Genomic DNA, 15854 nt, shown 5'->3' with positions numbered 1-15854 from the left:
ATCAACCATTCTACTATTTAATTTGGATTTTTAATTATATGTACTTTTCCATAATGGAATAATTAAGATGTCATAATTGTAGATGAATAGAGTTAAAATTGTCAATTTTCAGTCAATAATGACAAAATGACAATTTTCTTTTGATCAAAAGCTAGGAATTATAACGAATGAAAGTTGGCACGCTATTTGCTTTATTACTAGTAAAACAGCTCAAGGGGGTTTTTACATGGAAATGGATTATTTTAAGCTTACTAACAAAGTAGCAGTTGTAACAGGAGCAGCCTCTGGAATTGGATATGCTACAGCAGAGCTATTGGCTGAAGTAGGTTTGCGTGTCATTTTACTAGATATCGATGAAGTAAAAGGTATGCAAGCCGCTAGAACAATTCTGGAGAGTGGTTATCAAGCGCAATTTATAAAATGTGATGTGACAAGTGCAGCAAATTGCCAAGCAGTAAGTGAGGAGATTAAACAATCATATGGCAATATAGATGTACTTTTCAATAATGCAGGTATTATTAAACGAAAAACTGTTGTGGATTTAGAAGAACATGAATGGGATGCAGTTATAGATGTCTCATTAAAAGGTGTTTATCTTCTATCTAAATACATCATTCCTATTATGGCTGAAGGTACAGGCGGAAGTATTATCAATACCGGATCTGGTTGGGGACTAAAAGGTGGTGACAAAGCTGCGTCGTATTGTGCGGCAAAGGCTGGTGTTGTCAATTTGACAAAAGCAATGGCAATTGACCATGGACCACAGAATATCCGGGTCAATTGTATCTGTCCAGGGGATACAGATACACCGTTATTGAGAAGTGAGGCACAACAATTAAATCTCGAAGAAGGCTCTTTCTTAAAAGATTCCGCAGTGAACCGTCCATTGGCACGCTTAGGAACACCGCAAGATATTGCTAAGGGAGTTCTATTCTTAGCAAGCGATTTATCTAGTTGGGTAACAGGAACGGAATTAATCGTTGACGGTGGCGGCTTGGCATAACGATAACCAAAATATTAGGAGGTAATACTATGACAAAAAAGGTGCACCCATACATCCCAAATATGGTCCCTAAAGTTAAGGAAGAAATGCTGAAGGTAATTGGGGTAGAGAACAGTATGGAATTATATTCATGTATCCCTGAAGAACTTCAGCTGAAGGAAGAGATGAATATACCAAAAGCATTAACAGAATACGAATTACGAAGACATATTGAGGGTCTTTTGAAGAAAAATATTAGCACAAACGACTATATTAACTTTTTAGGTGCCGGATGTTGGCAACATTTTGTTCCAGCGGTTTGCGATGAAATTAACCAAAGGTCGGAATTTCTAACAGCTTATGCTGGAGAGCCGTATGAAGATCATGGTAGATTTCAGTCATTATTTGAATATCAAAGTCTATTAGCGGAGCTTGTAGATATGGATGTTGTGAATGTGCCTACATTCGATTGGGGGCAGGCTGCAGCAACTTCAATTAGAATGGCCGCTCGCATTAATGAAAGAAAAAAAGTTTTGATAGCAGCTACAGTTGCTCCAGAAAGAACAAAGATTATTGCTAACTATGGTTCACCAGAGCTCGAATTTACTAATATTGCTTTCGATCTTGATACAGGTTTAATGGACTTAGATGACTTGAAAAGTAAAATTTCAGATGAAGTAGCAGCGATTTACTTTGAAAATCCATCTTATTTAGGATTTATAGAATCTCAAGGAAATGAAATTTCTGCAATTGCTAAAGAACATGATGTACTACTTGTAGTTGGGGTGGATCCTATCTCATTAGGTGTTTTGGCACCACCAAGTCATTATGGTGCTGATATTGTTTGTGGAGATCTACAACCACTTGGTATGCATATGAATTACAGCGGTGGCCAAGCTGGTTTTATCGCTACTCGTGATGAAGAAACATTCATTAATGAGTTCCCATCACGATTATTTGGTATCGTGCCAACAATAAAAGAAGGGGAATATGGATTTGGTGACGTGGCGTATGAAAGGACTTCTTTCGCTCAAAGAGAAAAAGGGAAAGAATCAGTTGGTACTCAAACAGCATTATGGGGTATTACAGCTGGCGTGTACTTATCTTTACTAGGGCCTGAGGGGATGTATGAATTAGGGCAAACCATTATGCAAAATAGTCAATACACCGTAAAGAAATTGAATAAAATTGCGGGTATACAAGGTTCAAGAATTGTTTCACCATTCTTTAAAGAATTTATTGTGGACTTTAACGAAACGGGAATCTCGGTTCAAACAATTAATGAACTGTTATTAGAAAAGAAAATTTTTGGTGGTAAGGATCTTTCTAAGGAGTTCCCAGAGTATGGACAATGTGCTCTATTTTGTGTGACAGAGGTTCATACGAAAGAAGATATGGATTGTTTGATAGAGGCTCTTGAAGAGATTGTAACAAAATAAACGTCTACAAAAGGAGTTTTGAGAATGAAACCAATAAAAAGAACTGAAGCTACTCGCGATTTTCATCAAGCAAAATGGAATGAACCTATTATTTTTGAACTTCATCAAGAGGGAGAAAAAGGTGTTGAAGTCCCACTAGCAAATGAAGAAGTGGTATCAACAATTGGTGACGGTGTGTCTACTATTCCTGCATCTATGTATAGAAAAAATAGACCGAATCTTCCGGAAATTGGTCAAGCTCGTGTGCTTCGCCATTACTTACGACTGTCTCAAGAAACACTGGGATCAGATTTTAATGTAGAAATCGGTCAAGGTACTTGTACGATGAAATATATCCCGAAAATAAATGAATTATTAATTAGAAATCCCAAGATGATGGATCTTCATCCACTTCAAGAAGAAAGCACTGTACAAGGGATGTTAGAAATTATTCATAATTTAGATTTGTGTATGCGTGAAATTTCGGGGATGGGCGCTTTTTCATTCCAGCCAGGTGGCGGAACACAGGCATTATTTGCGATGGCTTCAATTGTTAGAAAATATCATGAGACACGTGGTGAAGGAGATCAGCGTGATGAAATCATCACAACTATTTTCTCGCATCCATCACAAGCAGCAACAGCTGTTGTGAAAGGGTATAAAGTGATTACATTACATCCAGATGAAAATGGCTTCCCGGACATTGAGAAATTAAAAGAAGTTGTTTCTGAAAGAACGGCTGGGTTTGTAGTAGCAAATCCTGAAGATACAGGAATCTTTAATTCTAAAATTAAAGAATTTACAAAGATTGTACATGAAGCGGGTGGTATTTGTTATTACGATCAAGCAAATGCAAATGGATTATTAGGTATTACAAGAGCAAAAGAAGCGGGCTTTGATATGTGTTTCTTTAACCTTCATAAAACGTTCGCTGCACCTCATATGTGTGGAGGGCCAGCAACAGGAGCTTTAGGAGTTGCTGAAGCATTAAAAGAATATTTACCAGGTCCCATTGTAGAATATGATGGTGAAAACTATTCATTAAATGATAATCTACAACACTCAATTGGCAAAGTACGTGCATTTCATGGCGTAGCCCAAACAATTTTAAGATCTTATGCATGGATACGCGCATTAGGTCCAGATGGATTACGAGAAGTAGCCCAAACGGCAGTATTAAATAATAATTACTTATACCATAAAGTACAAAAAATTCGTGGTGCAAGTGCTCCATACGTTAAAGGCCAGCGACTAGAACAAGTGCGATATAGTTGGGATCAGATGGCTAATGAAACAGGTATTACTACAGAAGATGTACAAAGAAGGATGACTGATTTCGGTCTCCATTACTGGACTAGTCACCACCCGTATATCGTTCCACAACCATTTACACTTGAACCAACTGAATCCTATTCAAAAACGGATTTAGATGAATACATTAATGCGCTTCAGCAAATTTCAAATGAGGCATATAACAATCCTGAAATTGTAAAAAATGCCCCATCCAATAGTACAATTCATCAACTAGTTGAAGAAGATTATTTAGATAATCCTGAGAAATGGTGTATTACGTGGAGGATGTATCAAAAGAAAGTATTAAAACCAGAACTTATTAAGTAGAGGGAGCGGCAATCAATTGATAAGAATTGATTGCCTTTGTTTCCTGAAAAAATCGGAAATTGAAAATTCTTAAGTTTTTTAAGTAGAGTCAAACTGATTTATATTCAATGAAAATAAGGAGTGGATGAATAATGAAGAAGAATAAAAATGCTTTATTATCTCTTTTTGTTGGATTAATAGTTATTTTAGTTTTAAGTGCTTGTAGCAGTAATTCTTCAAGCAATTCTAAAGGAAACGAAAAGACTGATAATGAAGTGAAGATGGATCTTGTAAATAAGGGGAAATTGACTTTCGCAATGAGTGGTCTTTTAAAACCGCTAAACTATAAAGAGAACGAAAAATTAGTAGGGTTTGATGTTGAAATTGGCACTGAGATTGCAAAACGAATTGGATTAGAGGCTAATCCAGTAACAAATCCATGGGAAACGATTATACAAGGGTTAAAAGGGAAAAAATATGATGCGATTATTGGCAGTATGACCGCTACAGAAGACCGCTCTAAACAAGTAGACTTTTCAGATCCTTACTACACTTCGGGAGCACAAGTATTTGTAGCTGAGGGGAATAATGAGTTAAAGGCGAAAGCGGATTTAAAGGATAAAACGATTGGTGTTATGCAAGCGAGTACTTATACAGACGATGCAAAAAAATATACGACTAAAATTAAGAGCTTTCCAAGTGATATATATGCATTGCAAGATTTACCGCCAGGTCGTGTAGATGCAGTAATTACAGACCGTATTGTTGGCGTTTCTGCAATTAAAGAATCAGGATTGAAAATTAAACCAATCGATGATGTAATCAAAACTGAAGAAATTGCAGTTGCAATAAATAAAGGAAATCCAGAGTTATTAAAAGCAATTAATGAAGCGATAGCATCTATGGTTGAAGATGGAACATATGAAAAAATCAGCACAAAGTGGTTTGGAGTAAATCTTCTTGATAAAAAATAGAGTTTAATTTCAATAGTACAAAATGAGAAAGGAGGAGATTGTTATTGAACTTCATAACCAATATTACTTCAATATTTCAAACTCATGGAATTGAATTTTTAAAAGCGACAGTAATTACAGTAGAACTTACCTTTGTATCATTAATAATTGCTACTATTATTGGTTTAGTATTCGCATTCTTTAAAGTCTCAAATATTAAAATACTAGGAAAAATTGCAGATATATATATATTCTTAATTCGAGGAATGCCGTTAATTGTTCAATTAATGTTTTTATACTATGGTATTTCAAGTGTTTTTGTATTATCAGATTTTACTGCAGGAGCTTTAGCATTAGGAATACACTCAGGAGCTTATATAGCTGAAATTTTCCGTGGTTCTATTCAATCTATTGACCGTGGACAGGTGGAGGCAGCTCGCTCATTAGGTATGCCATATATGCTAGGAATGCGACGTATCATACTTCCTCAAGCTTTTAAAAGAGCTATACCAGCATTAGGAAATCAATTTATCATTGGATTGAAGGATTCATCGTTGGTGGCTTATATTGCAGTTTCTGAACTATTTAATCATGCCCTATCTGCCCAAGCGGCTAACTATATGCCTTTTGAAACGTATTTTGTAGTTGGTATTTATTATTTAATCTTAGTTCTAATCTTCACACTTCTTTTCAATAAGCTGGAGAAAAAATTAGATGTTGGAGGGAGAGAGAAGAAAAATGATAAAACTGAAAAATTTGCGTAAATCATTCGGTGATTTAGAAGTGTTAAAAGATATTTCTTTAGAAATACAGAAGTCAGAAGTTGTCGTATTAATTGGTGCGAGTGGTTCAGGGAAAAGTACTTTGCTGAGATGTCTGAATTTTCTTGAAATTAATAATGGCGGTCAAATAGAGATTAACGGAAAATTAATCGATGCTGGAAAAGAGAACCTAAATAAAGTTCGAGAAAATATGGGAATGGTATTTCAACATTTTAATTTGTTCCCACATTTATCGATTTTACAAAATGTTATAGAAGCACCTGTTCATGTGAAAAAACAGAGTAAGGAAGAAGCTACAAGAAAGGCGAAGGAACTTTTACAAAAAGTAGGTTTAGCAGATAAAGCAAACTTTTATCCAGATCAACTGTCTGGTGGTCAAAAACAGAGAGTCGCGATAGCAAGAGCCCTTGCTATGGAGCCTGAAGTTATGTTATTTGATGAACCTACATCTGCTCTAGACCCAGAGCTTGTAGGAGAAGTTTTAGAAACGATGAAAAATCTAGCAAAAGAAGGAATGACGATGGTCATCGTAACCCATGAAATGGGCTTTGCTAGGGAAGTAGCTGATCGTGTCATTATGTTGGCTGATGGCAAAATTATTGAAGAAGGACCACCATCTGAATTTTTCAAAAATCCAAAAGAAGAAAAAACAATCCGTTTTTTACAGCAAGTTTTATAAAGGTAATTAATATGAGGCCGTAATTTATTTTAGAGGAGTGCATTTAAATGTTGACTTGTTATGATGATGTTTTGAAAGTAACGGATGAATTAGTAGGGGTGGAAAGTATCGTAAATACTACTGGAGAGATTGAAGTTGCTAAGAGGTTATTTGATTTAATCTTCTCACAAAATTATTTCAAAAGTAACCCATCCCATGTATTCATGTCACGTACAGAAGATGATAAAGTCGAACGCTACAATGTTTTTGCCTTTGTCAAAGGTACAAAGGCAAAGTCGAATAAGACTGTTATTTTAATGGGTCATACCGATACTGTAGGAATTGATGATTTTAGTCATTTGAAAGATAAAGCATGTTCACCAAGTGAATTAAAGAAAGCGCTTGCAAATGAGAAACTTCCGGATTTAGTGAAAGAACATTTACAATCAGATGAATGGCATTTTGGACGTGGTGTTTTGGATATGAAGAGTGGAGTTGCAAGTCATTTCTACTTATTAAAGTATTATTCAGAACATCCTGAAGAGCTTATTGGTAATCTAGTATTCTTTGCAGAATGTGACGAAGAAGATAGTTCACATGGTGTTTTATCTGGTCTGAAGGATTTAAAACGATTAAGGGAAGAACATCTTTTTGATTATCAAGCATTAATCAATTCAGATTTCGTTGCCCCTCGCTACGAAGGTGACCCTAATCGATATATCTATAAAGGAACAGTCGGTAAACTATTACCTTCTTTCTTTATCACAGGTGCTGAAACACATGCAGGATCTAGTTTTGAAGGATTAGATCCAAATTATATTGCAGCGGAGTTAACGAGACAGATTAGTTATAATCCAGATTTATGCGATCAATCCCTCGGTGAAACGCCTATGCCGCCAGTTTCGTTGAAACAAACTGATTTTAAGCCAACTTATACGATTCAAACAGCTTTATCAGCATACGTTTACTATAATTTTTTTATCCAATCATGGTCTCCTAAAGAGGTACTTTGTTTGTTGAAAGAACAAGCGGAAATCGCCTTTGAAAACGGGATTAATACAATGAAAGAAAGACATCGAAAATATTGTGAAATAAGTGGGCAACCATATTCAGAATTACCTTGGAAGACTAGAGTAATTGTTTATGAAGATATGCAAAAAACGCTGGTGGAGCTTCATGGAGATAGATACTTAAACCATATGAAGCAATTTAAAGAAAATCTACTATTAGATGAAACGCTTGATGTTCGGATGTTTTCTGCACGAGTTGTCGAAGAAGAATGGAATTGGATGAAGGATAAAAGTCCAGCAATCATTCTATTTTACTCTTCACTCTATTCACCTCGTGTCGATTTGAGTGGGAAAAATGAAAAAGAGCAAAATTTGATAAAGGCATTGGACTATGCAATTGAAATTGTACAACCTCATTATTCAAAACCTATAGTAACACGCAACTATTTCCCCTATGTATGTGATATGAGCTGTGTTGCATTAAGTGATGGGGAAGATGATATAAAAGCAGTTATTGAAAATAATCCAAGTTGGGGCACAAAGCATTATGTAAACTATGATGCAATCCGTGAAATAAATGTTCCAACTATTAACATTGGTCCATATGGATACGATGCACATAATCGATATGAGCGTACAGAACTAGCTTACACGATGGAAGTAGTTCCTAATTTAACAAATCAAGTAATAAGAAAGTTATTAGGAATGGAAGTTGTTGAAGTAGAAAAGTAGAAAGTGGATATAGATAACTAATTTTATTGAAAAATTTTTGCAGAGGGTGTGAAGTTTCATGGGATTCGGAAGATATTCAGATAGTCTCCAAAATAAACGTGTTGTAGTGACAGGGGGAGCTAGTGGTATTGGTCTAGCCACATCGCTTCGATTTGCTGCAGAAGGATCAATTGTAGCCATATTTGATAATAATGAAGAACAATTAAAAAAGACTTTAGAAGAACATTCTGCTATCAAATACGGGATTTTAGTCGATGTTAGTAATCCTGATGAAGTGAAAGAAGCCTTTAAAGAAGTTGATGAGGCAATGGATGGAATCGATATATTAATATCAAATGCAGGTATTAGTATAAGAAATAAATTTATAGACATCACTCCAGAACAATGGAAAAAAGTAATTGGAATTAATTTAGATGGTATTTTTTACACAGCACAAGAAGCAGCTAAACGAATGTTGATACAAGGTAGTGGGGTTATTTTAATGACAGCCTCTACAAATGGAATAACAGGTCATCCATATTACGCCGATTATAATGCGTCAAAAGCTGGTGTAAACCTTTTAGCAAAAACAATGGCTTTAGAACTTGCACCAACGATTCGTGTAAATACAGTTTGTCCGGGTTATGTGTTAACAGCTATGCAAATTGCCGAGTATTCGCCTGAAATGTTAGCGCAGGTTAATGAAAATATACCACTTAAAAGACATGCTACTCCTGAAGAAATTGCAGGGGTTTATGCGTTCCTAGCTTCTGATGAGGGGGTATATATTACAGGTCAAAATATACCCGTAGACGGAGGAGAATTAGCTTAACAACATAATTCTATACTTGCTTTATTTCGCTTAATTCAAATACTCTATCAAATTTATTTAATAGAATCTAGATTATTAAATAGATTGAATAACAGACTATTAATAAGGCGTTTTGAAAGTAATTGTAAAAGGGGTGTTGATTATGGAAATGCAAACAGAGAAAAAGGGCAGGTTCAGAGTTCCTCATGTGTATGTCATTTTATTTTCTGTCATTATAATTGGAGCTATTTGTACTTACATTATCCCAGCTGGAGAATTTGATCGCATCGAACAAGATGGTAGAACGATTGTGGTACCAGGAAGTTATCACGAAATCCCAGAAAATCGAACGACAATTTTAAATGTATTTGAGTCAATTCATAAAGGGATGATTGCCACTGCACCGCTGATTTTTTATATTTTTATAGTAGGTGGAGCATTTGGAATATTGCGAGCTACTGGGGCTATAGAAGGTGCAGTCCATAGTATGGCGAAAAAAATTGCTGGGAGAGAGCAACTCTTAATCCCAGTATTAATGACTTTCTTTGCATTATCAGGTGCTATGCTAGGATTAGCAGAGGAGACTATCCCTTATATCACCATTCTAATCCCATTAGCAGTTCTAATTGGATTTGACTCGATGGTAGGGACAGCAATCGTACTACTTGGAACATCTGCTGGATTTACTGCTGCATTTATGAATCCGTTTACAGTCGGTATAGCTCAAGGAATCGCAGAATTACCCATTTTCTCTGGTATGTATTTAAGAATCATCTTTTTTGTCATTTTCTTAACGGTTAGTATTTGGTATGTCATGCGATACGCAAATAAAATAAAAAAGAACCCAAAGGCAAGTGTTATGTTCGGTGAAAAAAATGCACTCATAGATAGTTCGGATTCAAACCAAACATTTCCTTTTACTACACGGCACAAACTCGCTTTCTTTGTGTTATTAGGGACGTTAGTAGGGCTAGCTGTTGGTGTCATTAAATTTGAGTGGGGATTAACTCAAATGACAGGACTGTTTTTGATAATGGGTATACTTATTGGTCTTGTCTCAAAAATGAATTTTAGTAGTATGGCTGAAGCATTTATTAAAGGCTGTGAGGTTTTAATAATGGGTGCTTTAGTTGTGGGTATTGCGAATGCAATTCTAATTATTTTAAGAGAAGGTCTTATAATGGATACGATTTTATATGGGCTTGCTTCTGCTGTAGACTCCCTACCACCTCAACTAGCTGCACTTGGTATGTATATAGTGCAATGTTTAGTGAATTATATTGTCCCATCAGGTAGTGGCCAAGCCGCATTAACAATGCCAATAATGGTTCCGTTATCTGACTTGTTAGGGGTTACCCGTCAAACAGCAGTATTAGCTTTCCAATTTGGTGATGGTATTTCAAATATTTTCACACCTACTTCTGGCTATTTTATGGCTGGTTTAGCATTAGGAGGTATCTCGTGGATCAAATGGGTGAAGTGGATTTGGCCATTGATCGTTATTCATTATGTTCTAGGTGCTATTTTTGTAACCATTGCCCAATTAATCAATTATCAATAACTGAAGAAAGCAGTAGGAGGTGGTTCATATATGACTTTAACTAATTTACATCAAACTATGGTTGATTACCGTAGACATTTTCATCAATATCCAGAAGTATCTTATGATGAGGTCAATACTAGACTTTATATAATAAAAGAATTAGAGAAATTAGAATTGAAACCTTACACATTTTCTGGGAAAGATGTTGCTGTTGAAATAGCCGGACTACAACCAGGGAAAACTGTTATCATAAGAGCCGATATGGATGCTCTACCCGTATTAGAAGAAACTGGCTTACCCTTCTCTTCGAAAATAGAAGGAGTAATGCATGCTTGTGGGCATGATGGACATATGGCAATTTTATTAGGATTGATCCATTATTTTAAAGAAAATCCTGATAAAATCGTAGGGAAAATACGTTTTCTATTTCAACACGCCGAAGAAGATGTTCCAGCAGGTGCTATTGAAGTCGTAAAAAGTGGTGGTTTAAAAAATGCAGACGCAATTTTTGGTTTTCATTTATGGGAACCGTTAGAGTTAGGTAAAATAGGCGTCCGTAGTGGCCCTACAATGGCGGGGTGTGATAAATTCACTCTCACTATCTTTGGTAGTGGAGGACATGGTTCAATGCCAAATGAAACCGTGGACCCAACCATTATCGCTGCTCAATTTATTACTCAGTTACAGACTATTGTTAGTAGGTCATTACATCCTCTTGAACAGGCAGTTATAAGTATTGGAGAATTAAAATCTGGAACAAACTATAATGTTATTCCAGATACAGCCTATATAGCGGGAACTGTGCGGCAATTCGGAAAAGAAATTGCTGAGAAGATCCATAATCGGATGGATAAAATAATTAGTGGATTATGTGAATCATTCGGTGCAAAATATCAATTGGAGTATTTACATGGGGACCCTACATTGGTGAATGATGACCAGCTTTATAAAATGGTGAAGAAAAATGCTATTCAATTATTCGGTAAAAAAAGAGTAGAGGAGATTACTCCGATACTTGGAAGCGAGGATTTTTCTAATTATACAGAAGTCATTCCGGGTATGTATACTTATATTGGTATTGGGCGACCAGGGGAAACCTATGGACACCATCATCCAAAATTTGATATCGACGAATCAATGCTAGTTCCAGCAGCTACATTGATTTCACAATCTGTTATCCATTTTTTAGCGGGTGAAGAAAAATTAATTAATCTATATCAAGCTAATAATATTTAGAAAAATATTACAAAAAATGATAATATTTTAATAAAGAGGTATTAGTTATGAAAAAAATCGTTTCTAGCACAATCTTGAAAAACTATAAGATGCTAAATGATTCAAAGTTGATTATCTAGAAGTAGCTGCTGAATTAAGTGTTAAATTTTATAATGATTTTTAATAGTATACGTAATTATTTTTATCAGGGGGAGGCAAATGAAAAATAGACTAAAGGCAATGCTATTTATGCTGACGTTTTTACTTATAGCCTGCAACACTGACATAAATCCAAAAGAACATGCAAGTGAAATATATACAATTGCTTTAAATGCCATTATGGAAACAGACAAATCATTGAATGATGATATGAAATTTATAGCTATTGATATGAGTAATTTTGATGCATTAAATGAAAAACAGAAAAAATCAATTCTAGATTATTTCGAAGATAAATATAAAGTTAAAGTAATGGACGCAACTTTCGATGATTTAAAAGAAAAAGGATATTATAATGAGGATACCTTAGACGGAGTACTTCTAACAGTTCAAAAAGTTAATTTTAACGTAAAAAACAATATCTTTTTTAATGGTTCGAAATACAGATCAGCAAAAGGGGCTATTGGAGTAGAAAGTACAGTTCACTACAAAGGTGGAACTTGGCGAATAAAGAAAATAAGAGAATCTTGGGTGAGCTAAAAGTATTTTTCTTAAAGCGTGCTATTTAAACTAAATTTGACAGCTAAACCTCAAAAAACGCAGGGTGTAAAAACCTTGCGTTTTAATTATAGAGAGCTTTTTATCTAACTAGAACCTGTTGAAGAAATATCATTCTTCTACCAGTATAACAAATTCACTGAATAATTTATCTTCATTAACAGGACTAAACTCATTGTTTACAATATGTCCCTTCATCAGGTTTTCTGAAATTGTTAAGTGAACTAAGAACTGTGATAGTCATTTGTACATACTTTGTGCTGAAATAGGTATAAATATAAATTTCCCCTATGAATAGTGAACCAAAACGGAAATAGGTAATATATTATAATAAAGTTTCCTTAAGGAAATAAATTTTCTGTAAGGAATAAAAAGGGGAACTGATATGTCATGAAATGGATGGAAATATATATGCCAAAAACTTATGGGTTAATATCGATATGTGGCAAGCTTCTACCTCATAAGAACAGGAAACAACAACGGTAATGAACTATCGATTCAAAAAGTTTAGTAATAATCTAATAAAATTTTTTATATATAAAACCCCACTCTCACCTATTTCGATTGGTAGAAGTGGGGTTTTTAAGTTAATCAACTTTTTTCAATAACAAATTTTGTTTAATGACTTGTAAACAAGTACATACTTTTTCTAATACTAATGTCCATTTGAAAGGGGAATTCAAATTGAGCTTTTCAAAGAATAATAATTCAAATTCTCCTGAATCCAAAAAGAATAAATCTAAGGATCCGCTTCTTAAAAGCCTTTCTGAGAATGTGAAAATCATCAAAAAAGCAATGGGAAACAGTAACGATATTATTATCCGAGAAGTAGATATTTTAAAAACAGATAAACAACGGATTGCAATTATTTATGCTGATGGTCTTGCTGATAAAACTGCAATTACAGATTTTATCATGGAATCGCTTATGCTAGATATAGAGTCGACACCAGAAACACGCGAAGAAGATATCATTCAATATCTGAAAAATTTTTGCTTAACAGTTGGTGATGTGGAAGATGTTACTGATCTACAGAGTGTATATCGTGCTGTTTTAAATGGTGAAACAGTCATTCTATTAGAAGGTCAAACAAAAGGTATTGCTACAAGTACAAAAAGTTCAAAGGATCGAGCGATATCACAACCAAGTACGGAATCAGTCATTCGAGGACCTCAGGAGTCATTTACTGAAACACTCCGTACGAATACAGCACTTATTCGTCGTAAGATAAAAGATCCTAATCTTTGGATAAAATCAAGAGTTATTGGAGAAATAACACAAACAGATGTTGCGATTATGTACATCAATGGAATAGCAAACGATAAAATCGTAAAAGAAGTTCTTGAAAGATTAGACCAAATTGAGATAGACGGCATATTGGATAGCGGCTATATTGAAGAGTTAATTCAAGATTCTAAATTCACCCCGTTCCCAACCGTTTATAATTCAGAGCGACCAGATGTTATTGCTGCAGCACTGTTAGAGGGAAAAGTTGCAATCATAGTGGATGGTTCGCCATTTGTTTTGATTGTTCCAGCATTGTTTCCAACTTTTTTACATGCGGCAGAAGATTACTATCAACGGTCAATTATTAGCACTTTAATTCGTATTTTAAGATTTGGAGGAATATTTGTTTCGTTAATGATTCCTTCTTTGTACATTTCAATCACCACTTTCCATCAAGAAATGATACCAACTCCCATGTTGATTAGTATTGCACTTCAACGAGAAGGAGTTCCATTTCCAGCATTTATCGAAGCAATCCTTATGGAAATAGCATTTGAAATATTAAGAGAAGCCGGCCTACGAATGCCAAGAGTCATCGGTCCAGCAGTATCCATAGTAGGGACATTAATCATTGGGCAAGCTGCAGTAGAGGCTGGGATTGTTTCAGCAGTAATGGTTATTATTGTGTCAATAACAGCCATTTGTAGTTTTTTATCACCAGCGTATGCAATGTCAAATTCAATTCGTATGCTAAGATTCCCTTTAATGATTTTAGCTGCGATGTTTGGTTTGTACGGAGTAATGATGGGTGCCTTTGCAATTATTCTTCATGTTTGTAGTTTAAGGTCTTTTGGTATACCGTATACAGCACCATTTGCACCATTAATACCATCTGACCAAAAAGATGCAATTGTACTATTTTCACGTGATTCACTTTTAACAAGACCACGTTTAGTTAATCAAAAGAATATCAAGAGAGAACAGAAGCTAGTACGAAAAAAGGGTAGGAGTGATCTAGGTGAAAGTTAGAAAAAAAATAACGTTTATCCTATTTCTACTTTCAATTACGCTTTTATTAACAGGATGTTGGAGTAAACGTGAATTAAATGAACTAGCAATTGGAGTGGCGCTGGGTATAGATAGAGTAGACGATCAATATGAAGTTACTGTTCAACTTGTCGATCCTTCTGAACTTTCAATTAAACAATCAAGTAGTAGAACAGCAGTAGTAACATATACAACACAGGGTAAAACAATTTTTGAAGCAATAAGAAAAATGACGTTAATATCTTCAAGGGCAATCTATTTATCTCATCTTCAAATGATGGTAATCGGTGAGGGGATGGCAACTGATGGGATTAAACCGACGCTTGACCTCCTAGCGAGGGATCATGAAGTACGGAATAATTTTTATATTGTTGTTTCAAGTAAATCTACTGCAAGAGAAGTCTTGAATATTTTAACGCCTTTAGAAAAGATTCCAGCCAATAAATTGTTTTCTTCATTAGAGGTTTCTCAGAAAAAAATTGGTATAACATCAAAGATGCGTTTAGATCAATTAATCAACCATCTAAGTAGCGAAATTAAAAGTGCTGCATTATCAACCGTAGAAATAATCGGGGACCAACAAATCGGGAATGAGCAAACTAATATGGAAATTGTTAATACTCCTGCATTATTGAAGTACAGTGGTTTATCAATTTTTAAAGAGGATAAGTTAGTTGGTATTTTAAATGAAGAAGAAAGTAAAAGTTATAATTACTTAAGAGATGAAATAGAAAGTACGATAGAAAGTGTCTCATGTCCAAAAAATGACGGGAATGTTGCAACAGAAGTTATTAATTCTAAAACAGAAATAAAAGTAAAATTAATAAACGATATTCCTGAATTTGATGTCAATATTAATGTTGAACAAAATATTGGAGAAGTGGAATGTCAAATCGACTTAACAGATTCCAATACATTAAAGCAAATTAATGAAAAAGAAAGCAAACAGATTGAAAAGAGAATAAAAAGCTTAATTGAGAAATTACAAAACAAATATCAAGTTGATGTAGTAGGCTTTGGGGAAACGATGTATCGTTCTCACCCAAAAGAATGGGAAAAGATAAAAGGTCAATGGGAAGAAGAGTTTTTTCCTAAAGCAAAAATAAATGTGAAAGTGAAAATTAAGACAAAAGGATTTGGGACTTTGAGAAATTCACCGCTATATGAAACAAAGGAGTAAT

General features: G+C 34.8%; 13 protein-coding genes. All 13 read left to right on the top strand.

Annotated elements, in window-relative coordinates; translation table 11 throughout:
- Positions 1–226: 226 nt before the first annotated feature.
- The 13 genes from MKY02_RS11715 (at position 227) to MKY02_RS11655 (ending at position 15853) form a co-directional block, all read left to right on the top strand.
- A complete protein-coding gene (locus tag MKY02_RS11715) occupies positions 227–1003 on the top strand; it encodes an SDR family NAD(P)-dependent oxidoreductase (protein ID WP_038181377.1) in 777 nt (258 codons plus the stop codon).
- Positions 1004–1032: 29 nt separating this feature from the next.
- On the top strand, positions 1033–2421 hold the full coding sequence (gcvPA, locus tag MKY02_RS11710; protein WP_038181380.1) for an aminomethyl-transferring glycine dehydrogenase subunit GcvPA: 1389 nt from the start codon (positions 1033–1035) through the stop codon (positions 2419–2421).
- Between the two features lie 24 nt (positions 2422–2445).
- Positions 2446–4020, top strand: a complete 1575-nt coding sequence (gene gcvPB / locus MKY02_RS11705; protein WP_038181382.1) for an aminomethyl-transferring glycine dehydrogenase subunit GcvPB — start codon at positions 2446–2448, stop codon at positions 4018–4020.
- A gap of 131 nt (positions 4021–4151) precedes the next feature.
- Positions 4152–4973, top strand: a complete 822-nt coding sequence (locus MKY02_RS11700; protein WP_038181385.1) for an ABC transporter substrate-binding protein — start codon at positions 4152–4154, stop codon at positions 4971–4973.
- A 62-nt stretch (positions 4974–5035) separates the two neighbouring features.
- Positions 5036–5716: an amino acid ABC transporter permease gene (locus MKY02_RS11695; protein WP_412104682.1), complete on the top strand. Its 681-nt coding sequence runs from the start codon at positions 5036–5038 to the stop codon at positions 5714–5716.
- Entirely contained in the window at positions 5691–6413 is a 723-nt protein-coding gene (locus MKY02_RS11690; protein WP_038181390.1) for an amino acid ABC transporter ATP-binding protein, read from the top strand. The genes MKY02_RS11695 and MKY02_RS11690 overlap by 26 nt, the downstream gene beginning before the upstream one ends.
- Before the next feature lie 47 nt (positions 6414–6460).
- The gene (locus MKY02_RS11685) at positions 6461–8134 is read left to right on the top strand and encodes a M20/M25/M40 family metallo-hydrolase (protein ID WP_038181392.1); all 1674 of its coding nucleotides are present in this window, start codon (positions 6461–6463) and stop codon (positions 8132–8134) included.
- Positions 8135–8192: 58 nt separating this feature from the next.
- Entirely contained in the window at positions 8193–8945 is a 753-nt protein-coding gene (locus MKY02_RS11680; protein ID WP_038181396.1) for an SDR family NAD(P)-dependent oxidoreductase, read from the top strand.
- A 142-nt stretch (positions 8946–9087) separates the two neighbouring features.
- Entirely contained in the window at positions 9088–10485 is a 1398-nt protein-coding gene (locus MKY02_RS11675) for a YfcC family protein (protein ID WP_038181398.1), read from the top strand.
- A 30-nt stretch (positions 10486–10515) separates the two neighbouring features.
- Positions 10516–11703 (top strand): M20 metallopeptidase family protein, encoded by a 1188-nt coding sequence (locus tag MKY02_RS11670; RefSeq protein ID WP_038181400.1) that lies wholly within the window; start codon positions 10516–10518, stop codon positions 11701–11703.
- A 198-nt stretch (positions 11704–11901) separates the two neighbouring features.
- Positions 11902–12381 carry a peptide ABC transporter substrate-binding protein gene (locus MKY02_RS11665; protein WP_340711230.1) on the top strand — a complete coding sequence of 160 codons (480 nt, stop codon included), beginning with the start codon at positions 11902–11904 and terminating at the stop codon, positions 12379–12381.
- Between the two features lie 639 nt (positions 12382–13020).
- On the top strand, positions 13021–14655 hold the full coding sequence (locus MKY02_RS11660; RefSeq protein WP_081730040.1) for a spore germination protein: 1635 nt from the start codon (positions 13021–13023) through the stop codon (positions 14653–14655).
- Positions 14645–15853 carry a Ger(x)C family spore germination protein gene (locus tag MKY02_RS11655; protein ID WP_340711228.1) on the top strand — a complete coding sequence of 403 codons (1209 nt, stop codon included), beginning with the start codon at positions 14645–14647 and terminating at the stop codon, positions 15851–15853. Before MKY02_RS11660 ends, MKY02_RS11655 begins: the two co-directional genes overlap by 11 nt.
- Position 15854: the final 1 nt, after the last annotated feature.

This window comes from Viridibacillus sp. FSL R5-0888 (assembly GCF_038009105.1).
Classification (GTDB): domain Bacteria; phylum Bacillota; class Bacilli; order Bacillales_A; family Planococcaceae; genus Viridibacillus; species Viridibacillus arenosi.
Note: the sequence above shows the minus strand (reverse complement) of the source record. Positions and strands in the feature narration are given on the sequence as shown.